This is a genomic window from Phytobacter sp., from assembly GCF_059074235.1.
The window spans coordinates 1,069,494-1,091,557 of the sequence record NZ_JCACPZ010000004.1 but is presented as its reverse complement, the minus strand read 5'-3'; the positions used below and the strand labels follow the sequence as shown (position 1 = coordinate 1,091,557).

Here is a 22,064-nt window from a genome sequence, read left to right as displayed (position 1 = left end):
TGCGATGTAAAAGTATCGGAACTGTAATAATTATCTGGCTAACATACCTGCGCTTAAGGTTTGAAGGAAGTCGCAATTCTGAAAACTTATTTGTCTATTCTTGCAATGCACAGTACTTTTGCGGTTGTTAATGAATCAGGGAGAGAAGCATGAAATTGTTAAAAAAGAGCATGGCACTGGCAATATTGGCCGCTCTGGGACTGGCCAGCATGCAGGTTCAGGCTTATGAGCAGGATAAAACCTATAAGGTCACCATCCTCCATACCAACGACCACCACGGTCACTTCTGGCGTAGTGATTACGGCGAATATGGTCTGTCAGCGCAAAAAACGCTGGTAGACGGCATTCGCAAAGAGGTTGCAGCCGAAGGCGGCAGCGTACTGTTGCTTTCTGGCGGTGATATCAACACCGGCGTTCCTGAATCCGATCTGCAGGATGCTGAACCCGATTTTCGCGGCATGAATCTGATTGGCTACGATGCGATGGCCGTCGGCAACCATGAGTTTGATAACCCGATGAGCGTTCTGCGTCAGCAGGAAAAGTGGGCCAAATTCCCGTTCCTGTCCGCCAATATCTATCAGAAAAGCACCAACGAGCGCCTGTTTAAGCCGTGGATGATTTTCGACCGTCAGGGGCTGAAAATTGCGGTCATCGGTTTAACCACTGATGACACGGCCAAAATCGGTAACCCGGAGTTCTTCACTGACATTGAGTTTCGCAAACCGGCTGAGGAAGCGAAGCTGGTGATTGACGAGCTCAAGCAGAATCAGAAACCGGACGTCATCATCGCCACGACCCATATGGGCCACTACGATAACGGTGAGCACGGTTCAAACGCACCGGGTGATGTGGAGATGGCGCGCAGCCTGCCAACAGGGGCGCTGGCGATGATTGTGGGTGGTCACTCACAAGACCCGGTCTGCATGGCATCGGAGAATAAAAAGCAGGTCGATTACGTACCGGGTACACCTTGCGCACCGGATCAGCAGAACGGCATCTGGATCGTTCAGGCCCACGAGTGGGGCAAATATGTCGGTCGTGCTGACTTTGAGTTCCGCAATGGTGAGATGAAGATGGTGCGTTACCAGCTCATCCCGGTGAACCTGAAGAAGAAAGTCACTTACGACAACGGAAAAAGTGAGCGCGTACTCTACACGCCTGAAATTCAGGAAAACGCGCAAATGCTCTCCCTGCTGACGCCATTCCAGAACAAAGGCAAAGCGCAGCTTGAGGTCAAAGTCGGTAACGTCAATGGTCATCTGGAAGGGGATCGCAGCAAGGTTCGTTTTGTTCAGACCAATCTTGCACGTGTGCTGCTGGCGGCACAAATGGCCCGTACCAATGCAGACCTTGCAGTGATGAGCGGCGGTGGAGTACGTGACTCTATCGAAGCTGGCGATATCACCTATAAAGATGTGCTTAAAGTGCAGCCGTTTGGTAACACGCTGGTCTATGCCGACATGAGCGGTAAAGAGCTGGCTGACTACCTGACCCTGGTGGCGAAGATGAAGCCCGACTCGGGTGCCTATCCGCAGTTCGCGAACGTTAGCTTCGTGGCAAAAGACGGGGTGCTCAATGACCTCAAAATCAAAGGTGAAGCCATTGATCCGGCGAAGACCTACCGTCTGGCGACGTTAAGTTTTAATGCCACCGGTGGGGACGGCTATCCGCATATCGACGATAAATCGGGTTATGTGAATACCGGCTTTATTGACGCCGAGGTGCTCAAGCAGTTTATTGAGCAAAACTCGCCGCTGGATGCGGGTGCTTACGAGCCGAAAGGCGAGGTGAGCTGGCAGTAACACGGAGATTCCCTTGTCCCCTCTCCCTTGAGGGAGAGGGTTAGGGTACTCAACCTGCACAAAACCTCAATCCCGGCGGGCAATCTCGGCAAATTTCGCATCAAGGATTTTTGCCAGATCGCTTGCCGCCAGTTCAATATCCAGGCCGCGTTTGCCACCGGACACATAAACGGTGGCAAATTCTTGCGCCGGAGCATCAATCACCGTTGGCAGGCGCTTTTTCTGCCCCAGAGGACTGATGCCACCCACCAGATAGCCAGTGACGCGCTGCGCCACCATCGGATCGGCCATATCCACTTTCTTCGCGCCCAGCGCTTTTGCCACCTTTTTGAGATCCAGCAGCCCGGCGACCGGCGTGACGGCAACGGCCAGTTGCTTCATGTCGCCATTCATTGCGACCAGCAGCGTCTTATACACCTGGTCGGGGTTCAGCCCCAGCTTGCGCACCACTTCGTCACCGAAGTTGGTTTCATTCGGGTCATGATCGTAAGTATGGATCTGGAAAGAGATTTTGTTTTTTTCGAGTAACTTAACGGCGGGAGTCATAGCAATCCTTTAAACCACAGTCATTTCACGCAATCAGCATACGCCCGTCCGGGGACGCAAAAATAGTACTATCTTGCGCAAGAGTATTGGCAGTGGCAAAAGTTTGAGCGACAATCTTGCCACCCGGAGCGCGAGCTTCGGCATAATAATAAAACTGAAATTCCTCTTTGACGGGCCAATACTATTATTGGCCATTTTTTTGCCGCAAGAGTGCCGGTAAATTCCCTTCGCCATACAGATGCAGCGCGCCCGCCGCCACAACGTAATGCCCCGCAGGCAGCGCCAGCAATCGCTCACACCAGGCCTGGTTACGCTGATGCATCAACACATCGTGCAACGAGGCGCTAAAGGTTGTCGGCAGGGTCAGTGGTTCTTCGTTCGGTGGCGACTCCAGCCACCAGCTCAACATCACCTGTAATAGGCGTGCGTTCTCATGCCAGTGGGTGAGCGTATCCTGTAGCAGTTCATTCCCGCCATCGGCAAGCTTCAGCAAAATTTCCACCTGGCTTTCGGTGCCTTCCAGCTCAATGATGGGCGTCGAAAGTTCATGTGCCGATTTCAGTAACTGATAATCGATGCCGAAGTCTGGCCGCAGCCCAAGACGTTGCGCCTGCGTGGCCTGTAACACCAGTGCAATGTGCCAGGCAGGGCGGGTATCGAACTCTTCCCGCGTCAGACCCAGAACGCTAAGCGTGTCGTCAAGCGCCGTAAGCTGTTCAGCGGAGAGACGCTCAGCAAGAGGTGGACACTCAGGAAGATTTAAAAAAGGGGAACCGCCGGTGGCGACATCCGCTTCTACGAGCAGTGCATCTGCATTGTACAGTTTTCGCAGCAGGCCTACGGGAAGGGGGTACATGCCCTCGGTGCCCATATGAATACTGCCGACCAGGTGGAGATGGCGATTACCGGGCAGAGTGATATCAATGGCAGGCCAGGTATAGCGGCGCCGAAAGAATTTTTTTATCCGTTGAAACAGCCCCATACGCGCTTCCTGAAATGAAAAAGCCATGCTAGCGCGTAGGGGGAAAAGGTGCAAATTCCCCACCGCAGTGGTGGGGATGGTGTTCACTCCTTTGGGGTATAACGCAGCAACCGGTTCGCATTGCTCACGACCGTTATGGACGACAGCGCCATCGCCGCACCTGCTACTACCGGGTTCAGCAAAGTGCCGGTGAGTGGCCACAAAATCCCGGCGGCAATCGGAATACCCAACGAGTTGTAGACAAATGCACCCAGCAGGTTCTGTTTCATATTACGCAGCGTGGCTTTAGAAATCGCCAGTGCATCAGCCACACCCGTCAGGCTATGACGCATCAGGGTAATCGCAGCGGTTTCGATAGCGACATCGCTGCCGCCGCCCATTGCAATACCCACCTCCGCCTGAGCCAGTGCTGGCGCGTCGTTTATCCCGTCACCAATCATGGCGACCCGGCGACCCTCCGACTGCAATTTTTTAATCGCATCGGCTTTACCATCCGGCAGCACACCGGCAATGACCTCATCAATGCCCGCTTCTTTGGCAATGGCGTTGGCGGTTACCGGGTTATCTCCGGTGAGCATCACCAGACGATAGCCCGCACGATGCAGACGCTGCAGGGCGCTGACGCTGTCATCACGTAAAGGGTCGCGAATAGCAAAGAGCGCGGCCGTTTTTCCGTCCACCGCCAGCAGTACCGGCGTCGCACCTTGCGATGCCTGCGCGTTAACCTCATCGTTGAGGCCATCCAGCGCAATATTCTGCCCGGTAAGCAATGCCTGATTGCCCAGCAGCAGCGAACGTCCCTGACTTTCTCCGCTCACCCCAAGCCCACGCAGTGTTCGGAAGTTCTGTACGTCAGGCAGCACGCTGTCGCCCGCTTTTTCCAGAATCGCTTTCGCCAGCGGATGGCTGGAGCCTTGTTCCAGCGCGGCAGCAAACGCGATAGCCTGCGTTTCGCTAAAACCGTTCATCGTTTTAACCGCTACCACCTGCGGCATGCCGCGGGTCAGGGTACCGGTTTTATCAAACACCAAAGTGTCCAGCGTACTGGCGCGTTGCAGCGCATCAGCATCACGCACCAGCACGCCGAACTCTGCTGCACGGCCTACGCCAGAAATAATCGACATCGGTGTGGCAAGCCCCAGAGCACAAGGGCAGGCGATGATGAGCACCGTGGTGGTGATCACCAGCGTGTAAACAATTTGCGGCGCCGGGCCAAACAGATACCAGATAGCCCCACTCAACAGGGCAATGGCGACCACGACCGGAACGAATACAGCGGAGATCTTATCGGCAAGCTGACCAATCTCCGGTTTGCTGCTCTGGGCCTGACGCACCATGCGGATAATGCGCGACAGCGTGGTGTGGCTGCCGACGGCGCTAGCAGTAAACAGCACGCTGCCGTCCTGCACCACGGTCCCTGCGTGAATACCGTCGCCTGCGCTTTTTTCCTGCGGTACCGGTTCACCGGTCAGCATGGCTTCGTCGAACCAGGCTTCGCCCTGGGTGATATTGCCATCGACCGGTACGCGGTCGCCGGTGGTCAGGCGCAGCGTCATTCCCGGCTGAATGTCCGCCAGCGGTACGCTTTTTTCACCCTGTTCGGTCACCACACGTGCGGTGGGCGGCGTTAAGTCGAGTAACTTTTCCAGCGCTTTTGACGAACGCTGACGTGCGCGGGCTTCAAGCATATGGCCGAGGTTGATCAGACCAATAATCATCGCGCTGGCTTCGTAATAGAGATGTCGGGCTTCCATCGGGAACCACTGCGGCCAGACGTTGACGCTCATTGAATAGAGCCAGGCCGCACCCGTACCCAGCGCCACCAGCGTGTCCATAGTGGCGGTACCATTGGTGAGGCTTTTCCAGGCGCTGCGGTAGAAATGTCCACCGGCCACAATCATCACGCCCAGTGTCAGTACGCCAATACACAGCCACAAGGTGCGGTTGTCAGCGGTGACCATCATATTGTCACCGAGCATGCCCCACACCATCACCGGCACGCCGAGCAGCAGGGCGACAATCGCCTGCCAGCGGAAACGCGTCATGGTGGCGAGCGCCGTTTCCTGCTGACGCGCCCGGCGTTTCATATCATCTTCAATCGCTTCCGCGCCGTATCCGGCATTTTCGACGGCGAGGACTAAATCAGATGCGGAGGCACTGCCCATGATCAGCGCAGAGCGCTCCGCAAGGTTGACCCGTGCCTGCGTCACGCCTGGTACCGCCTGTAAGGCTTTCTGCACCCGGGAGACACAGCTGGCGCAGCTCATGCCGTTGATTAAAAGCTGTTGGCTGTCATCAAGGTCATCGGCTACCGGAAGCTCAGGAGTGGCCGCTGTCAGTGCTTCCGACGGGATTGATGACTCTGCCAGCGGTTTAGCCTTTGGGTGGCTGACGCTCGCGTCGTACCCGGCTTGTTTGATGGTGTCGATCAGTGCAGAGGCATCTGCGCTGCCGGTTACCTGCGCATGGGTAATGGTGACCTCAGCCTGCTCGACATCGGCACGTTGCTCCAGACTTTCTTTGACCCGTTTGATGCAGTGGCCGCAGGAGAGCCCATCCAGTTCCAGCTCTATAATGTGAGACATAATTAATTTCCTGTATGATTGGTCGTATAAACATTGACCTGATTAATCACGTGTACTGACTGTGGAACAGGTTAAACCTTCCATCAAGGGGAAGGTCAAGGGGGAAATGTGAATATCAGTATCGTGGCCAAAAAGACCGGGCTGACCAGCAAAGCGATTCGCTTTTATGAAGACAAAGGTCTGGTAACACCGCCACTGCGCGGGGACAACGGTTACCGCAGCTACACCCAGCAGCACATCAACGAACTGACGCTGTTACGCCAGGCGCGCCAGGTGGGATTTAATCTCGAAGAGTGCGGTGAACTGGTGAATCTGTTTAACGATCCGGCTCGCCACAGCGCGGATGTAAAAGCCCGTACGTTGCAAAAAGTGGCGGAAATTGAGCGTCACATTGTGGAACTGGAAGCGATGCGTAAGCAGCTTCTCTCCCTGGCAGACGCCTGTCCGGGGGATGACAGCGCGGACTGCCCGATAATCGAGAACCTCTCCGGCTGCTGCCACCATAAAGCTAACGCCTGATGGGGTTGAGCATAAAGATAACCGTTCCACGATACGCTTCAGAGAACCGGGGTACCTGGGCCGGGTCCCACTCACCGTCCTGCACCAGGCCCAGCTTAAAGGGAATATGCAGCCCGGTAAGGGCTGGGAGATACTCGGCGTAGTTGGGCACGGTATGACGTCCCTGATAGCTCTGAATGACCAGTTCATCAACGGGCAACGTATTGAGTACCGCGATATTGCCCGTTTTCGCCCAGTCGAGTAACCCGGTGACGCCGAGTGCATACTGCGGCGGCATCAGCACCCTTACGCGCTTGAGGAACATTCCGTAGTCACCCAGTCGACGTGTCGCCGCATCAAAATCGATTTGTAGACCCACCACCTGATTACCCGCTTTTTGCCAGTTATCGAGCAGTGTGTTGAGACGCCGGAAGTACGCGTCCGGCACGTCCAGCGTTTCGATACGCACTGTTAGCCAGATGCGAGGGAAGGTGAGGTGACTGACCGGCAGGCCAACTTTTTGAAACACAACGCCAGAGGGGCGCAGCAAAATCTCAGCCTGATGCAGATAAACGGTCTGCGCACCCTTCAGCGCTGAAGTCGGTTTGACCCCCGACCACAGCCAGAACGCACGATGCTCATCCGCCTTGACTGCCGCCGATGTGGCTGGCGGCAGTAGCAACGCGGCAATTACCAGTAGTACTTGAGCTGTTGTGCCCACACGCTGCCCGGATATTGCTTTTTAAGCTGCGTGAACCAGGCTTTGCGCTGCGCCTTATCGACTTCTTCACCGCCACAGTCGTTATAGCCAGACGGGGAATAGCACATCACGGCACGGTAGAGGGCAAAGCTCTTATCTTCCGGCTCCGCTTTTTTGTCCGCGATGACCTGCTGATAGTAGCGCTGACGGTCAGACTTGCCGCTCTCCAGCGCTTTTTCTACCGCGCTATCGAGCATGCCGTTGCCTTCTGACTCTTTCCAGGTGGAGACGCTGGCGCTGGTGGTACGGAAGAACTCACCGAGGCAGTTCAGGGCATGGGCGTCCTGCGGTCTTTGTGCCAGTACACCGACGGTTTTTTCCAGCGATGCGCATTGATATTCGCCATCCGCCTGACTCCCGTCCCAGCCAAAGACATTCAGACTCACATCGTCGAACGCTTTATCAATCACCGGCTGCGCAATATGGCTGCTGAGTTTTTTGTCTTCCAGCCAGCTTTTGTATTCGCCGCCAATCAAATCTTTGATGAGCAACGTATGCAGGGCGATAGTGCGTTCTTCGTTGTTCGGGCCGTTCACGACCTGCTCGCGCAGACGCTCCGGTGTGGCGAGTGTTTTCAGCACCAGTGAGCGGTAACGGAGGTTTTTCACCGCGCTGTCGGCGGCAAAGATGGCATCAGCATTGCCGCTCAGCGCATCCGTCGCGGCCACTTTGGCCTGCAGATACTGCTGTTGCTCAACGTCGGTAGTCAGCTTCAGCAAATGCAACCAGTGGGCACGCGCTTGCGGCCACTGCTTTTGCGCCATCAATGCTTCGCCATACAGCGACTGCTCGCTGAACAACAGAATATTATTGGCGGGCAGGGTGTCTGCCGGTTTAATCGCCTGTACGACCTGCGGGAATTTTTCCTGCGCGTAGTCGAGTTTAAGCGTCAGATAGCGCCACAGATCGGTGGTATTGCTCTTCTCAAAGATGGGCTTGATGTTTTGCAGGAACGCGTCGTCCACACAGGGAGCCCGGTCATTGCATTTTGTCGGGCGCATCAGGCGCAGCGTCTGGGTGAAGGTAATAAGCGGGGCATCCGGCGCGCTGACAAAGTATCCGTCGTACTGCGTCAGATCTTTGCTCTGCATTTTGCTGTCATTTTCAGCAATCAACGCCACCAGTGCGTCATCGCTTTTGGCCTGCAATAAGGCTTTTTCATACAGTGCAGCCAGCGCATCCCAGTCTTCAAGGTACCAGTTGATTCTGCGAAGTAGCCCCTGAGTGGACTCCGCATACTCACCCTTCGGCCACTGGTCGAGATAGGCTTTTGCAAAATCACGGGCCTGACCGACGGCGGCCTTGTCGACCTTTTTAACGTCAAAATCACCATATTCGCCATTGGCATTGGTCGCGCTTTGGTTAAGCGACGTGCGCATCAACATGTAGGCCGCCGTTTCGGCAAGCCACGGTTGTTGTACCGTTTTCAGGTGGGTAAAGGTTTCAGCCGCTTCGCCGTAATTGCCCAGATAGAAATCGTTGGCTGCCAGCAGGTAATCACGAAAATGTGCCGCCGCAGAATCAGCATCAGCAGCCAGGGCGGTCAGTTCTTTAAGATCGGACTCATCGCCCGGGATCTGGAGTCGGGCTTTGGCAAGCGTCGTTCGCTGTTCCGCCGTGAATGACGGTTCAGCCAGCAACGCGGCATAGAAATGGGAGACCGAATCGCGATTATTGGAGACAAAGCGCCCTTCGGCATCATTCCCTTTCAGGGTAGTCTCTTTGATTAGCTCCGGTGGCAGTGCGAGCTGTTTGAGCTGTTCATCCAGCGTCGTGTCTTCGACGGGGGGCGTCTCAGTTTGTGCCGGAGCGGCATACCACTCTTCGATATGCTCGCCGAAATAGTAGTTGCGGCTACGGGTGATATCTTGCGGTACCGGCTGGCGCAGTGGAGTCAGTGACAGCTTTTCGCCCGTCAGACGCAGCAGGTTATCGCGGGTATCGTTGCCGGTTCCCAGCACGGGTGGGCTGGAAAGGTAGCAACCTTCAACGCCCCAGGGGCAACTCCCCATATCCGACGATGCAAAGGCGTTTGCGCTGGCGAGAGCCGTCGCGAGGAAAACCCATTTCCCTGTTTTCAATTTAGGCATTTTTAGATTTTTTCTGAAAAGAGTTTGATGCGAAGCGTAATGCCTTCGACGGCGACCACTTCAACTTTTGCGCCAGCCGGGAAATCCTCATCTGCGCTAACAGGCCAGGAACTGTCACCGACACGCATATGCCCACGTCCGTTGACCAGCGCGTTGTCCAGCGTAAAGCGACGGCCAACCAGCTGCTGACCACGCTGATTGAGCGCGGCATCTGCGGGTTTCTGCTCTCGCACACGCTTCGACAGCCACAGCCACCAGAGCCAGGCTGCGATAAGCGTCAGCACCGCAAAAAGCACCCCTTGCCACTCCCAGCCAAAGGGCACGACCCATACCAGCAGGCCGGTTATGACCGCTGCCACGCCGCTCCAGAGCAGGTAACCATTGCCGCCGAGCATCTCAGCGGCCAGCAACAGACCACCGAGACTCAGCCAGAAGATATACGCATGTTCAAAGAGCAGGGCAATCATGGTTTTTTCCGCTCACTGCTGCTGTCTTTCACCAGTTCAGCAATACCGGCAATCGAGCCCATCAGGCTGCTCGCATCCAGCGGCATCATCACCACTTTGCTGTTGTTCGCGGAACCAATTTTTTGCAGCGCTTCGGTGTATTTCTGTGCCACGAAGTAGTTGATCGCCTGCACGTCGCCAGCGGCAATCGCCTCAGAAACCATTTTGGTTGCCCGGGCTTCCGCTTCCGCCGAACGTTCACGGGCTTCTGCTTCGAGGAAGGCAGACTGACGCTCACCTTCTGCCTTGAGGATTTTTGACTGCTTCTCACCTTCGGCTTTCACGATTTCTGCCTGACGAATCCCTTCCGCTTCCAGAATGTAGGCACGTTTTGTACGTTCGGCTTTCATCTGCGCATTCATGGCATCAATCAGTTCAGCCGGTGGGCGGACGTCGCGAATTTCAATACGGGTGATTTTGATGCCCCATGGATTGGTGGCTTCATCCACAATATGCAAGAGACGGGTGTTGATGTTGTCGCGCTGGGAGAGCATTTCATCCAGTTCCATGGAGCCGAGAACGGTACGGATGTTGGTCATGGTCAGGTTGATGATGGCCAGTTCCAGATTGCTCACCTCATAGGCGGCTTTGGGCGCGTCAATCACCTGAATAAAGCAGACGGCGTCGATGGAGACGTTGGCGTTATCTTTGGAAATGATTTCCTGAGAAGGGATGTCGAGCACCTGCTCCATCATATTGATCTTGCGACCAATCCTGTCCATAAATGGCACGACAAGGCTCAGGCCCGGCTGGAGCGAACGGGTATAACGCCCGAAACGTTCCACCGTCCACTGATAGCCTTGCGGCACGATTTTGACACCGGCACCGACAATAACCAGCGCGACGAAGATAAGAATGGGGATAACGATGAGCATCAAATAAACCTCCTGTTTAATTTGATGTCATTCTAAACAAATTTGGGGATCATAACAGCGCGATCCCCAAATTTAGCAGGCGGGATCAGTAAAGCAGAGAGTAGAGCTGGCGACGGTACTTCGAGGCCAGCGCATCACCGGTCCCTAAAGCCGCCAGAATCTCCTGCAGCATTTTGCGCGCCTGGCCATCGGCGGCACCCAGATCTTTGCGCAAATGGGTGAACAGCAGTTCCAGCGCTTCCTCGTTACGGCCCACCTGATGCAGTTGCAATGCCAGTTGCGTGGCAAGTTGCGCATCCGCCGGGTTCTGCTCAACCTGTTGTTGTAATAGCTGAATTTCTGGTGTGTCGGCGGCTTGTTTCAGCAGTTCAATCTGCGCGACCAGCCCCTGATAACGGGTGTCCTGATCCTGCAGCGGAATGGTTTTCAGCACGGCTTCGGCATCTTCCGAACGGTTAAGGGCAATCTGGGTCTCAGCCAGCAGCAGACCGATTTCGCTGTTTTGATTCGAGAGCTGCCAGGCGTCTTTCAACAGCGGCAGCGCATCGGCGTGGTTGCCTTCCTGAATCAACTGCATGGCTTGCTGGGCTTTCAGCTCTTCTTCACGCGGCAGAACTTTATCCAGCAGGGCGCGAATCGCCTCTTCTGGTTGCGGTCCCTGGAAGCCATCGACAGGCTGGCCGTTCTGGAACAGGTAAACCGTCGGGATCGCTCGCAGACCAAACTGGGACGCGAGCATCTGTTCAGCATCGCAGTCTACCTTCGCCAGAATAAACTGACCGTTATATTGTGCGGCCAGGCTTTCCAGCACCGGGGTCAGTTGCAGACAGTGCTGGCTGCGCTCAGACCAGAAATAGAACAGCACCGGGACAGTGGCTGACTGCTCAAGCGTCGGGTGTAGGTTTGCTTCGTTAATGTTGACGATGTTCTGTACAGACATGGGCCTTTCTCTGTTTAAGTGTTTACACATACATGGGGGACAGGCGCTACGCCTTCAACTCACCCGTGTAAAATTTTATCCATTGCGCGCGCCGGGAGCAGGCGTTTAAGCAGGCTTACTACGTGGGTCACCACGGTCACCGGGTAGCGCAGTTTCGGCTTCGGACTCTCAAAAGCATGGCGCACTTTGGCGACAACGGCCTCCGGGCCGAGGGTAAAACGTGCGGCAATGCCCGGGTTTTCCACTGCTTTATCGCTGGTCTGATTGACGTTTTCGGTAAAGCGGGTGCGGATCGGGCCGGGTTCAATCAGGCTCACTTTGATACCGGAGTGGCGCAGTTCCATACGCAGCGCGTCCGACCAGGCTTCCAGCGCATATTTGCTGGCTGCGTAAGCGCCTCGGCCAGGGGTGGAAATCAGGCCCATCACCGACGAGGTCATCACAATACGCCCTTCGCCATGCGGGATCATCGCCGGAAGCAGACGCATGGTGAGCTGATGCGCGCCAAAAAAGTTGGCAGAAAATTGCTGTTCCATCTTTTCGCGACTCACGGTGGTGAGTGGACCATAAACGCCGAAGCCCGCATTGTTAAAGATGCCGTACAGGCGATTTTCCGTCAGGGCGATCACTTCATCGGCGGCGCGCTCCACGCTCTCGCGGGAGTCAAGATCCAGCAGCACGCCGGTAAATCCGGCCTGGTTCATGCGTTCCACGTCGTCGCTTTTCCGGCAAGCAGCCAGTATGCGGAACCCCTGACGTTTGAGTTCATGGGCGCTTTCCAGACCGATTCCGCTGGAACATCCTGTAATTAAGACCGTTTTTTGCATAACTTTACCTGAAAGCGTCCCTGATAAATCAGGAGTCGTGATTAACTAAAGGAGCCAACCGGGTTGCCATCCAGTCAGCAATAAAGGGCTGAGCGTCACGGTTTGGGTGAATACCGTCATCCTGCATCCATTGGGGTTTCAGATAGACCTCTTCCATAAAAAAGGGCAACAGAGGAATATCAAACTCTTTAGCGAGCTTAGGATACAACGCACTGAATGACTCAGTATAACGGCGACCGTAGTTAGCGGGCAGTCGTATTTGCATGAGAAGAGGTTCGGCGTTTGCCGCTTTCACCGCCTGTAAAATGGTACGCAGCGTCGCTTCCGTTTGCTGCGGTGCAAAGCCACGCAAACCGTCGTTGCCGCCGAGCTCCACCAGCACCCAGCGTGGCTGATGCTCTTTGAGCAACGCAGGTAAACGCGCCAGCCCCTGTTGGGAGGTATCGCCACTGATACTGGCGTTGATGACCGGTGGCTTTTGCTGCCATTTATCATTGAGCAGTGCAGGCCAGGCGGTATTAGCCGCCATACGATAGCCCGCGCTCAGGCTGTCTCCAAGAACCAGTAACGTGTCCGCCGCGGCGGCGCGCAGGCTAAACAGAAGCAGAAACAGGAAGGCCAAATGCCAGCGGAAAACATTGTTGAAGTTCATCATCTTAAGAAGTCCGTCGGTCAAGGGGAGCATGAACTTTCCATCCTTACCGGAGTTGAGCTGGTTGTCAAACGGGCGCAGACCATTGCCCTGATTGGGGAGTCCGGTTCGGGTAAGTCGACATTGCTGGCGATCCTCGCCGGACTGGATGATGGTAGCAGCGGCGAAGTGAACCTGCTTGGCAAGCCGCTGCATGCGATGGATGAAGAGGCACGTGCGAAGCTGCGAGCCGATAGCGTCGGCTTCGTTTTCCAGTCCTTCATGCTGATCCCGACCCTGAATGCGCTGGAGAACGTCGAGCTTCCGGCGCTGCTGCGCGGAGAAAACAGCGGCGAAAGCCGGGCGAGCGCAAAAGCGCTACTGGAAACATTAGGTCTGGGCAAACGCCTCGATCACCTTCCGGCACAGCTTTCCGGCGGTGAGCAGCAGCGCGTGGCGCTGGCCCGCGCCTTTAATGGTCAACCCGATCTGCTGTTTGCCGATGAACCCACCGGGAACCTCGACCGCCAGACGGGCGATAAAATTGCCGACCTGCTTTTCTCCATGAATCAGCAATATGGCACCACGTTAATCCTGGTGACCCATGATCCGGCGCTGGCAGCGCGTTGTGATCGACGCCTGCGTCTGGTGAACGGTGAACTGCGGGAGGAAGCATGATAGCCCGCTGGTTCTGGCGCGAATGGCGTTCCCCCTCATTATTAATTGTCTGGCTGGCGTTGAGTCTGGCCGTGGCCTGCGTGCTGGCACTCGGCAATATCAGCGACCGTATGGAAAAGGGCTTAAGCCAGCAGAGCCGTGAATTTCTGGCCGGCGATCGGGCGCTACGCAGCTCCCGTGAAATCCCACACGCCTGGCTGGATGAAGCGCGTAAAAACGGTCTGAAAGTCAGTGAACAACTCTCTTTTGCCACCATGACCTTTGCGGGTGACACGCCGCAACTGGCAAACGTCAAAGCCGTTGACGATAGCTACCCATTATACGGCGACCTGCAAACCATGCCTGCTGAGGTCAAACCGAAAGCCGGAACGGTGTTGCTGGCCCCACGCCTGATGGCGCTGCTGAATCTGAAAACCGGCGACACCATTGATGTGGGCGACGCCACCCTGCGCATTGCCGGGGAGGTGATTCAGGAGCCGGATTCCGGGTTTAACCCGTTTGAAATGGCACCGCGTCTGCTGATGAACACCGCTGATGTGGCGAAAACCGGCGCGGTTCAGCCGGGCAGTCGCGTGAGCTGGCGGGTAAAGTTTGCCGGTACGCATGCGCAACTGGAGGCTTACGAAAGCTGGCTGCTGCCGCAGCTCAAACCGGAGCACCGCTGGTATGGCCTTGAGCAGGATGAAGGGGCGCTGGGCAAGTCATTGCAACGCTCGCAGCAGTTCCTGCTGCTCTCTGCATTATTGACGCTCTTACTGGCGGTGGCAGCCGTTGCCGTGGCGATGAGCCATTACTGTCGCAGCCGCTATGATCTGGTCGCCATCCTCAAAACGCTGGGGGCGGGCAGGGCGCAACTGCGCAAACTGATTGTCGGCCAGTGGCTGATGGTACTAGTACTGTCGGCTGTGACCGGGGGCGTGATTGGCCTTGGCTTTGAAAAAGTCCTGATGGTGCTGCTCAAACCCGTGCTGCCGGTGTCACTGCCGGCTGCCAGCGGCTGGCCGTGGGTGTGGTCGATTGGCGCGATGTGTGTGATCTCATTGCTGGTGGGGCTGCGCCCCTATCGCCTGCTGTTGGCCACGCAGCCACTGAGAGTGCTGCGTCGTGATGCGGTAGCAGACGTCTGGCCGCTGAAGTTTTATCTCCCGGTTATTTGTGGCGTAGCTGTATTGCTGCTGGCCTGGCTGATGGGAGCAAGCATGCTGCTGTGGTCGGTACTGGCGGGCGCAGTGGTCCTGGCGCTGGTCTGTGGCGTGGTGGGCTGGCTGCTGCTGCGGGTGATGAAAAAGCTGACGCTGAAGGCACTTCCGTTGCGTCTTGCGGTGAACCGTCTCCTGCGCCAGCCGGGGGCGACGTTTAGTCAGCTATCGGCGTTTTCCCTCTCCTTTATGCTACTGGCGATGCTGCTGGTGCTGCGTGGGGACTTGCTTGATCGTTGGCAGCAGCAGTTACCGCCGGAAAGCCCAAACTATTTTCTTATTAACATCGCCCCGGAACAGGTGGTGCCAGTAAAAGCCTTCCTTTCCGAACATCACGTGATCCCGCAAACGTTCTGGCCTATCGTGCGTGCCCGGTTGACGCAGATTAACGGCCAGGCCACCGACGGTAACAGTGATGAGTCGCTTAACCGCGAGCTGAACCTGACCTGGCAGGGAGTGGAAGCGAACCACAATCCGGTGACCGCGGGCACCTGGCCGCCGAAAGCCGGGGAAGTGTCTATTGAGCAAGAGCTGGCAAAACGCCTCAAACTCAGGCTCGGAGATTCCGTCACCTTCACTGGCGATACCCAGGAGTTCAGTGCCAAAGTCACCAGCCTGCGTAAAGTGGACTGGGAGAGCCTGCGCCCGAACTTTTTCTTTATCTTCCCGCAGGGCGCACTGGACGGGCAGCCGCAAAGCTGGCTGACCAGTTTCCGCTGGCAGAACGGCAACGGTATGCTCACCCAGCTTAATCGCGAATTCCCGACCATTAGCCTGCTCGACATTGGCGCGATTTTAAAACAGGTCGGTCAGGTGCTGGAGCAGGTCAGTCGTGCGCTTGAGGTGATGGTGGTACTGGTCACCGCCTGCGGTATTTTGCTGTTGTTAGCGCAGGTGCAGGTGGGGATGCGTCAGCGTCATCAGGAACTGGTGGTTTACCGCACGCTCGGGGCAGGCAAGCGGCTGCTGCGTACTACCTTATGGTGTGAGTTCGCCCTGCTCGGGTTTGTTTCAGGACTGGTCGCGGCGATTGGCGCGGAAACGGCGCTGGCGGTGCTGCAAACGTATGTCTTTGACTTCCCATGGGAACCGGACTGGCGTTTGTGGGTAACGTTGCCCGTCTGCGGCGCGTTGCTGCTTTCGGTCTGCGGCGGCTGGCTGGGTACGCGCTTACTCAAGGGCAAGGCGCTGTTCCGGCAATTCAACCTCTCATAATATGGCGATTTCATTACACGCCGGTTAAACCATCGGCGTGTATTTTTTTAAGTGCACAAAATGCTAACCGCCTGATTTTTAACAGCACAAACCACCAAAAACTCGACAACATAGCATGCTTGTTCGGCGTTAATATTCAGCGGGCAATTATTTGGCTGCTCATTAACCAAGGAAAAAGCATGGCACATAAAATTAAAGCGCTGGCGGTGACGATCGGCGCAGCACTGGCGCTGACTTCATTTGCATCACAAGCAGAAATCACTCTGCTGAAACAAGATCCTGAGGCGGGCAACCCACTGAGCCGTCTGAATTTCACCGTGGGCGGTAGTATTCGTCCGCAGTTCAACATGATGACCGGTGATGGCGATAAAGGTTCATACAAACGTAACGGCTTTGATGGCGGCACCCGTTTCCGCTTCGCGACCGATTACTACCTGTTTGATGACATCAGCTGGATCAACTACTACGAGCTTGGCGTCAATATTCCGGCGGTTTTCGACTGGGATAACCACCACGCGGACGGTGCCAACGACACCTCACGCCGTATGCTCTACACCGGTCTGAAAAGCAAAACCTGGGGTACCTTGACCTACGGTCAGCAGAACAGCGTGTATTACGATGTAGTGGGCGCGAAAACCGATATCTGGGACTACGATATGGTCGGTCAGGCACCAGGTAACGGTATCAATGGTGACTACGATGGTTCTTACCGTTCCCGCAATATGCTGAAATACAAAAACAGCTTCGGTGATGCGGATGTTTACGCGTCATACCTGTTTGATGACAGCGAATATCTGCCAGGTAACGGCCTGCGTTACAAACGTAAAGGCGGCGGTTCACTGGGTCTGGATTACCATCTGACCACTGACCTCACCTGGGGTGCTGCATGGAACTACACCCGTGCTGAAATGCGTAACCCGAATAATGGCGAAGGCAAAACCTACGACCAGAATATCCTGGGTACGGCACTGAGCTGGACGCCGGATAACTGGACCTTCTCCGCAGGCGGTGGCTGGTACCAGAACTTTATGACCACCAAAAAAGTATCTGTTAACAACTACTTCGCAGGTGATGCGTGGGGCGTTGAATACTTTGCAGGTTATAAAATCCCTGTTGGTCAGTTCGCGCTGAAATCCGTCCAGCCGTACGTGATGGGCGACCGTATCGAATACGTCAATGGTCGTAACTACCAGCGTATCGACAACGGTGTAGGTGTGAGCTTCCAGTTGGATTACGGTTTCCGTGTGGATTACGAACACGTGTTTACCTCCAGCACCGACGATCTGGGCGATATGAACTTAGTGCGTCTTCGCTACGACTTCTGACATTCTGGGTCATTAGGCTATCTTGCTTGCCCGTTTGAACTCGGGCTGTTAACGCCAACTGACCCAATATTGATGTCTTATTAGCAAAGATCTGACTTTGCTAAGTTAAAAAAAGCATAAAGAGAGGCGGATGTGTTTCGCTTTTCTTTATGCTTCATCGCGTTACCCTTCCAAATCTCCACATCATTCAGTGACATAGTTCACAACAACATGAATTTTTTTCAATTACCGCTGCGTTCGCTTTGTGCCATCTTATTGCGTGAAATGAAAATGGAGCGCGCCGCGTGGAACGGTGCGCCACACAGCAGACACACTTCGTTAGGGAGAATGTATGGGACGTCGTCTCGGTTTACGCGCCACTTTTGGGGCACTGCTTCTGGCCTGCGGTTTAAGCTCCGCACTGGCGAACAGCGATCCGCACACCATTGTTTTCGGCGTAGCCCCAGGGCCGTACGGTGACATGGTCAAACAGGCCATTGCGCCGTCATTAAAAGAGAAAGGCTACAAAGTCGTGGTGCGCGAATTCAGCGACTATGTGCAGCCGAATATGGCACTGTCTAACGGCAGCATCGACGCTAACCTGTTCCAGCACTCGCTCTATTTCGATAAATTCACCGCCGATAAAGGGCTGAAGCTGACCAATCTCATCAGCGTGCCGACAGCGGGTATGGGCTTCTACTCCCATAAAATTAAAAGTCTTGATGAGCTGAAAAAAGGCGACATCGTGACGCTCTCCAACGATCCGACCAATCTGGCCCGTGGCCTGCGTTTCCTGGCGTCACTGGATCTCATCACCATCAAAGAGAATATCGATCCGACCAAAGCCTCCGAGCGTGATATTGCCAGCAATCCGAAAGGGCTGGTGTTCAAACCGCTGGAAGCCGCACAGCTGCCGCGTACGCTGGATAGCGCCACCGCCGCGCTGGTCAACGGTAACTTCGCCATTGCCGCCGGGTTGGATCTCTCCACTGCCATCAAGCAGGAACACCTGGACGAAAATCTCAAAAACATCATCGCCGTACGCAGCGAAGATGCGGACAAACCTTTTGCCAAAGATATCGTTGAAGTCGTGAAATCACCGGCTTACCGCGCCGTGATCGACTCGCCGCAACACGTCTATACCGCCTTCCAGAAACCAGACTGGATGACCGCCGCTGACAAGAAGTAAGCGCGGAGACTGAGTTAACAGGCAGGCTGCGGCCTGCCTTTTGCCGTTTGAGGGAAACATGATTGAGATAGACAAGGTCTGCGTGGACTTTCCTGCCGTACGCGGGGCCACGCCGACGCGTGCAGTGGATGATGTCAGCCTGCGTATTGCAGCCGGGGAGATTTTTGGCATTGTCGGCACCAGTGGCGCCGGGAAAAGTACCCTGCTGCGCACCCTGAATGCGTTGCAGCGCCCGAGTGAAGGCAGCGTGAAAGTGAACGGTGTCGCCATTTCGCAGATGGAAGGGCTGACGCTGCGCAAAGCGCGCCAGCGCATCGGCATGATCTTCCAGCACTTCAATTTAATGCATACCCGCACCGTGGCACAGAACGTGGCCTTCAGCCTGAAAGCAGCAGGGTGGGAGCGGGCGAAAATCGCCCCACGGGTGGCGGAAATTCTTGAGCTGGTGGGGTTGAGCGACAAAGCCAATCGCTTCCCGGTGCAGTTGAGCGGCGGGCAAAAGCAGCGCGTCGGCATTGCCCGTGCGATTGCCAACCACCCGGATGTGCTGTTGTGCGATGAACCCACTTCGGCGCTGGATCTGGAAACCTCGGCCACCATTCTCGAACTACTCAAACAGATCAACGCGCAACTGGGGATCACGATCGTGCTGATCACCCACGAGATGAACGTGATCAAATCCATCTGCGATCGCGTGGCGGTGATGTCCGGTGGCAAGGTGGTGGAGAGCGGCGATGTGTTTGATATTTTTGCTCATCCGCAGCATGCGTTTACCCAACAGCTGGTTTCACGCACTCTCAACCTGACGCTGCCGGAAAGATTGCGCGAGCATCTGCCAGGCCAGTTACTGAAGATCCTGTTTATTGGCGATTCCGCCGAGCAGCCTGTTCTCTCCGACGCGGCCATCAACTTTGGCGTGGCGGTGAACATTCTGCACGGCAAAATCGAGTACATCGGTGAACGTGCGCTGGGCATCCTGGTGGTGCAACTGACCGCCGACGACCCGGCAGCGGTCACCCAGGCAGTGGACTACATTCGTAACCGTACCGCACAGGTGGAGGTGATCCGTGGATGATTTACTGGCGGACCTGAGTCTCGCCTTTGGCGAAACCTTCCAGATGCTGAGCATCTCAACGGTACTGGCGATCATCGGCGGCCTACCGTTGGGATTCCTCATCTTCGTGACCGACCGAAACCTGTTCTGGCAGAACCGCGTGGTCTATCTCATCAGCTCCGTGCTGGTGAACATCATCCGCTCGGTGCCCTTTGTGATCCTGCTGGTACTGCTGTTGCCTTTAACCCAATTTTTACTCGGCAATACCATCGGCCCGATTGCTGCCTCAGTACCGTTATCCGTGGCGGCGATTGCTTTCTACGCCCGACTGGTTGACGGCGCACTGCGCGAAGTGGACAAGGGGATTATTGAAGCGGCGGAAGCCTTTGGTGCCAGCCCGATGCGCATCATCTGCACCGTGCTGCTACCGGAAGCCAGTGCGGGCCTGCTGCGCGGTTTGACTATTACGCTGGTCAGCCTGATTGGTTACTCGGCAATGGCGGGGATTGTGGGCGGCGGCGGTGTCGGTGACCTGGCAATTCGCTACGGTTACTACCGCTACGAAACCCAGGTCATGGTTGTCACCGTTATCGCGCTGATTGTGTTGGTACAGGTCGTGCAGATGCTCGGCGACTGGCTGGCGCAACGGGCAGATAAACGCGACAGGCACTGAGTTGTCATGATGCGGTGAGGAGAGCCCCGGTGGCCCTCCTTACCTGAGTATCAAACGCCGTCAAAAACCCAGCGACTTCCGGCTGCCGTTGAGTAAACAACGCCACAATGTCGTCCACGGCTTTCCCATGATGGTACTTATGCCAGGCCAGGCTTAACGGCGAAGGCGGGCGCATTGACGGGATTGTGCTGCTCACCAGTTCGCCCCTTTCAATCAGTGGCTGGCAAATTTGTTTCGGTAAAAAGCCCACGCCGACCCCCGCCAGATGTGCGGCTATCTTGGTTTCCATATCCGGTACGACAATTTCTTTCTGCCCCGGTAATCGCCAGGCCACACGTTTGGTCAGGGTGCGCGCGCTGTCTTCGATGTTCACCGCCGGATATCTGCGTAACTGCGCTTCACCCAGCGGCTCTTTAATCCGGGACAGTGGGTGGTCTGGTGACATCACAAACAGCCACTGAATTTCCCCCAGCGGCTCCAGCGCAAAACTATTAGCCAGCGGTTCTGTACCGGTAACGCCAATCGCCAGAGAAAATCCCTCGTGCAGCAATGAATCCCACACGCCCATATAAATCTGCCGGGAAAAATGAAACTGCGTGAAGGGATAGCGTGCCGTCAGCCAGGCCAGCAACCGTGCCACGGCGGCGGGGCTATAAAGTAAGTTATTCACCGCAATATTGACCTGCCGCTCCACGCCGTCGTTCACCTGCTGAAGCTCCCCCGGCATGCTGTCGAGCCAGCCCAGCCATTCCCGTGCCTGAGCCAGCAAATGTTGCCCCGCAGGCGTCATCGAAACGCTGCGTGTGGTGCGGATAAACAACGGCACGCCCGTGTTCTCTTCCAGTAGCTTGATACGGTAACTGATGGTGGCGGTGGTTTTGCACAGCCGCTCTGCTGCTTTCGAGAAGCTACCATTTTCGGCAACACTCATGAACGTGCGCAGGGTTTCGGGGTCAAGCATCTGTTTATCCGTCCTTTTTGATTCAACAAAACGAATGTCTTCACCATTGATTTACAAGTATTTTTGCATTTTCCCTTCAAATGAAATGTGGTCTGAATCTTATTTTGGAAAATTATTCCAACTTTTATATTGATGTTGCCAGGAGAAGGTTTTAGATTGCTCACATTGAAGCCGCAACGTGCCGAAAGGCCAGGTGAGAGGATTTTTTTCACAAGGAAATTGCAATGAAACTTCAGGTATTACCGTTAAGCCAGGCGACGTTTGGCGCTTATGGCGACGTGATTGAAACGCAGGGGCATGACTTTTTCCATATCAATGATGGCCTGGTTGAGCGCTATCACGACCTGGCGACGGTCGAAATTCTCGCGCAGGATCGCACGCTCATTAGCATTAACCGGGCGCAACCAGCCGCAATGCCGATTGTGATTCATGAACTTGAGCGCCACCCTCTGGGAACGCAGGCGTTTATTCCCATGAACCGTGAACCTTTTGTGGTGATTGTGGCGCAAGGGGGAGAAACCCCGGATCTGACCACGCTGCGTGCCTTCATTTCGAACGGCGACCAGGGGGTGAATTACCATCGCAATGTCTGGCATCATCCGCTGTTTGCCTGGCAAAACGTCACTGATTTTCTGACCGTGGATCGCGGTGGACTGGATAACTGTGATGTGAAGAGTATCCCCACCCATGAGCTTTGTTTTGCATGAGGTAACGCGTGACGCCTCAGATCTTCTTGCTTAAGATGAGCG

General features: G+C 55.5%; 20 protein-coding genes. 9 read left to right on the top strand and 11 right to left on the bottom strand.

The genetic code is table 11. From position 1 onward, the window contains the following. Positions 1-149: 149 nt before the first annotated feature. Complete coding sequence (gene ushA / locus AC5JPW_RS09155; RefSeq protein WP_494239735.1) at positions 150-1,802, top strand: bifunctional UDP-sugar hydrolase/5'-nucleotidase UshA; 1,653 nt, start codon at positions 150-152, stop codon at positions 1,800-1,802. Positions 1,803-1,868: 66 nt separating this feature from the next. Here ushA and ybaK read toward each other — a convergent pair whose 3' ends face one another. From ybaK to copA, 3 genes are all read right to left on the bottom strand, one after another. After that, entirely contained in the window at positions 1,869-2,348 is a 480-nt protein-coding gene (gene ybaK / locus AC5JPW_RS09150; RefSeq protein ID WP_494239734.1) for a Cys-tRNA(Pro)/Cys-tRNA(Cys) deacylase YbaK, read from the bottom strand. A 184-nt stretch (positions 2,349-2,532) separates the two neighbouring features. After that, positions 2,533-3,330, bottom strand: coding sequence for a TraB/GumN family protein (locus AC5JPW_RS09145; RefSeq protein ID WP_494239733.1), 798 nt, complete (start codon positions 3,328-3,330; stop codon positions 2,533-2,535). 83 nt (positions 3,331-3,413) lie between these two features. Beyond that, positions 3,414-5,915, bottom strand: coding sequence for a copper-exporting P-type ATPase CopA (gene copA / locus AC5JPW_RS09140; protein WP_494239732.1), 2,502 nt, complete (start codon positions 5,913-5,915; stop codon positions 3,414-3,416). Positions 5,916-6,023: 108 nt separating this feature from the next. Between copA and cueR the strand changes: the two genes are divergently transcribed. Beyond that, positions 6,024-6,434: a Cu(I)-responsive transcriptional regulator gene (gene cueR / locus AC5JPW_RS09135; protein ID WP_494239731.1), complete on the top strand. Its 411-nt coding sequence runs from the start codon at positions 6,024-6,026 to the stop codon at positions 6,432-6,434. Here the strand turns inward: cueR and AC5JPW_RS09130 are convergent. From AC5JPW_RS09130 to tesA, 7 genes are all read right to left on the bottom strand, one after another. Beyond that, the gene (locus tag AC5JPW_RS09130; protein ID WP_494239729.1) at positions 6,424-7,134 is read right to left on the bottom strand and encodes a DUF3142 domain-containing protein; all 711 of its coding nucleotides are present in this window, start codon (positions 7,132-7,134) and stop codon (positions 6,424-6,426) included. The two genes, cueR and AC5JPW_RS09130, sit on opposite strands and share 11 nt — an antisense overlap. After that, positions 7,104-9,263: a PA5441 family protein gene (locus tag AC5JPW_RS09125; RefSeq protein ID WP_494239728.1), complete on the bottom strand. Its 2,160-nt coding sequence runs from the start codon at positions 9,261-9,263 to the stop codon at positions 7,104-7,106. Before AC5JPW_RS09125 ends, AC5JPW_RS09130 begins: the two co-directional genes overlap by 31 nt. 2 nt (positions 9,264-9,265) lie before the next feature. Continuing rightward, positions 9,266-9,730 carry an NfeD family protein gene (locus tag AC5JPW_RS09120; protein WP_494239726.1) on the bottom strand — a complete coding sequence of 155 codons (465 nt, stop codon included), beginning with the start codon at positions 9,728-9,730 and terminating at the stop codon, positions 9,266-9,268. Then, positions 9,727-10,644: an SPFH domain-containing protein gene (locus AC5JPW_RS09115; RefSeq protein WP_494239725.1), complete on the bottom strand. Its 918-nt coding sequence runs from the start codon at positions 10,642-10,644 to the stop codon at positions 9,727-9,729. The genes AC5JPW_RS09120 and AC5JPW_RS09115 overlap by 4 nt, the downstream gene beginning before the upstream one ends. Positions 10,645-10,729: 85 nt before the next feature. Beyond that, entirely contained in the window at positions 10,730-11,584 is an 855-nt protein-coding gene (locus AC5JPW_RS09110) for a co-chaperone YbbN (protein WP_494239724.1), read from the bottom strand. A gap of 59 nt (positions 11,585-11,643) precedes the next feature. Beyond that, positions 11,644-12,411: an SDR family oxidoreductase gene (locus tag AC5JPW_RS09105; protein WP_494239722.1), complete on the bottom strand. Its 768-nt coding sequence runs from the start codon at positions 12,409-12,411 to the stop codon at positions 11,644-11,646. A 28-nt stretch (positions 12,412-12,439) separates the two neighbouring features. Further along, positions 12,440-13,066: a multifunctional acyl-CoA thioesterase I/protease I/lysophospholipase L1 gene (tesA, locus tag AC5JPW_RS09100; RefSeq protein WP_494239721.1), complete on the bottom strand. Its 627-nt coding sequence runs from the start codon at positions 13,064-13,066 to the stop codon at positions 12,440-12,442. On the opposite strand from tesA, the gene ybbA reads away from it, so the two are divergent. From ybbA to AC5JPW_RS09070, 6 genes are all read left to right on the top strand, one after another. Then, the gene (gene ybbA, locus AC5JPW_RS09095; protein WP_494239719.1) at positions 13,034-13,720 is read left to right on the top strand and encodes a putative ABC transporter ATP-binding protein YbbA; all 687 of its coding nucleotides are present in this window, start codon (positions 13,034-13,036) and stop codon (positions 13,718-13,720) included. The genes tesA and ybbA overlap by 33 nt on opposite strands. Next, positions 13,717-16,134 (top strand): putative ABC transporter permease subunit YbbP, encoded by a 2,418-nt coding sequence (gene ybbP / locus AC5JPW_RS09090; RefSeq protein ID WP_494239717.1) that lies wholly within the window; start codon positions 13,717-13,719, stop codon positions 16,132-16,134. Before ybbA ends, ybbP begins: the two co-directional genes overlap by 4 nt. Positions 16,135-16,313: 179 nt before the next feature. Further along, the gene (locus AC5JPW_RS09085) at positions 16,314-17,459 is read left to right on the top strand and encodes a porin (RefSeq protein WP_494239716.1); all 1,146 of its coding nucleotides are present in this window, start codon (positions 16,314-16,316) and stop codon (positions 17,457-17,459) included. A 331-nt stretch (positions 17,460-17,790) separates the two neighbouring features. After that, entirely contained in the window at positions 17,791-18,627 is an 837-nt protein-coding gene (locus AC5JPW_RS09080) for a MetQ/NlpA family ABC transporter substrate-binding protein (RefSeq protein ID WP_494239715.1), read from the top strand. Positions 18,628-18,685: 58 nt separating this feature from the next. After that, positions 18,686-19,702 (top strand): virulence-associated ABC transporter ATP-binding protein SfbB, encoded by a 1,017-nt coding sequence (gene sfbB / locus AC5JPW_RS09075; protein WP_494239713.1) that lies wholly within the window; start codon positions 18,686-18,688, stop codon positions 19,700-19,702. Beyond that, positions 19,695-20,354 (top strand): methionine ABC transporter permease, encoded by a 660-nt coding sequence (locus AC5JPW_RS09070; protein ID WP_494239712.1) that lies wholly within the window; start codon positions 19,695-19,697, stop codon positions 20,352-20,354. The genes sfbB and AC5JPW_RS09070 overlap by 8 nt, the downstream gene beginning before the upstream one ends. A 4-nt stretch (positions 20,355-20,358) precedes the next feature. Here the strand turns inward: AC5JPW_RS09070 and allS are convergent, their stop codons facing one another. Then, positions 20,359-21,315 carry an HTH-type transcriptional activator AllS gene (gene allS / locus AC5JPW_RS09065; protein ID WP_494239711.1) on the bottom strand — a complete coding sequence of 319 codons (957 nt, stop codon included), beginning with the start codon at positions 21,313-21,315 and terminating at the stop codon, positions 20,359-20,361. 224 nt (positions 21,316-21,539) lie between these two features. On the opposite strand from allS, the gene allA reads away from it, so the two are divergent. Continuing rightward, positions 21,540-22,022: an ureidoglycolate lyase gene (gene allA, locus AC5JPW_RS09060; RefSeq protein WP_494239709.1), complete on the top strand. Its 483-nt coding sequence runs from the start codon at positions 21,540-21,542 to the stop codon at positions 22,020-22,022. Positions 22,023-22,064: the final 42 nt, after the last annotated feature.

Bases quoted from the DNA above. Each gene is read 5' to 3' on its own strand.
- allA (WP_494239709.1), top strand. From the start codon at position 21,540: ATGAAACTTCAGGTATTACCGTTAAGCCAGGCGACGTTTGGCGCTTAT.
- AC5JPW_RS09145 (WP_494239733.1), bottom strand. From the start codon at position 3,330: ATGGGGCTGTTTCAACGGATAAAAAAATTCTTTCGGCGCCGCTATACC.
- tesA (WP_494239721.1), bottom strand. From the start codon at position 13,066: ATGATGAACTTCAACAATGTTTTCCGCTGGCATTTGGCCTTCCTGTTT.
- copA (WP_494239732.1), bottom strand. From the start codon at position 5,915: ATGTCTCACATTATAGAGCTGGAACTGGATGGGCTCTCCTGCGGCCAC.
- AC5JPW_RS09125 (WP_494239728.1), bottom strand. From the start codon at position 9,263: ATGCCTAAATTGAAAACAGGGAAATGGGTTTTCCTCGCGACGGCTCTC.
- AC5JPW_RS09120 (WP_494239726.1), bottom strand. From the start codon at position 9,730: ATGATTGCCCTGCTCTTTGAACATGCGTATATCTTCTGGCTGAGTCTC.
- ybbA (WP_494239719.1), top strand. From the start codon at position 13,034: ATGCCAGCGGAAAACATTGTTGAAGTTCATCATCTTAAGAAGTCCGTC.
- ybbP (WP_494239717.1), top strand. From the start codon at position 13,717: ATGATAGCCCGCTGGTTCTGGCGCGAATGGCGTTCCCCCTCATTATTA.
- AC5JPW_RS09080 (WP_494239715.1), top strand. From the start codon at position 17,791: ATGGGACGTCGTCTCGGTTTACGCGCCACTTTTGGGGCACTGCTTCTG.
- AC5JPW_RS09105 (WP_494239722.1), bottom strand. From the start codon at position 12,411: ATGCAAAAAACGGTCTTAATTACAGGATGTTCCAGCGGAATCGGTCTG.
- allS (WP_494239711.1), bottom strand. From the start codon at position 21,315: ATGCTTGACCCCGAAACCCTGCGCACGTTCATGAGTGTTGCCGAAAAT.
- AC5JPW_RS09085 (WP_494239716.1), top strand. From the start codon at position 16,314: ATGGCACATAAAATTAAAGCGCTGGCGGTGACGATCGGCGCAGCACTG.
- AC5JPW_RS09110 (WP_494239724.1), bottom strand. From the start codon at position 11,584: ATGTCTGTACAGAACATCGTCAACATTAACGAAGCAAACCTACACCCG.
- ushA (WP_494239735.1), top strand. From the start codon at position 150: ATGAAATTGTTAAAAAAGAGCATGGCACTGGCAATATTGGCCGCTCTG.
- AC5JPW_RS09115 (WP_494239725.1), bottom strand. From the start codon at position 10,644: ATGCTCATCGTTATCCCCATTCTTATCTTCGTCGCGCTGGTTATTGTC.
- ybaK (WP_494239734.1), bottom strand. From the start codon at position 2,348: ATGACTCCCGCCGTTAAGTTACTCGAAAAAAACAAAATCTCTTTCCAG.
- sfbB (WP_494239713.1), top strand. From the start codon at position 18,686: ATGATTGAGATAGACAAGGTCTGCGTGGACTTTCCTGCCGTACGCGGG.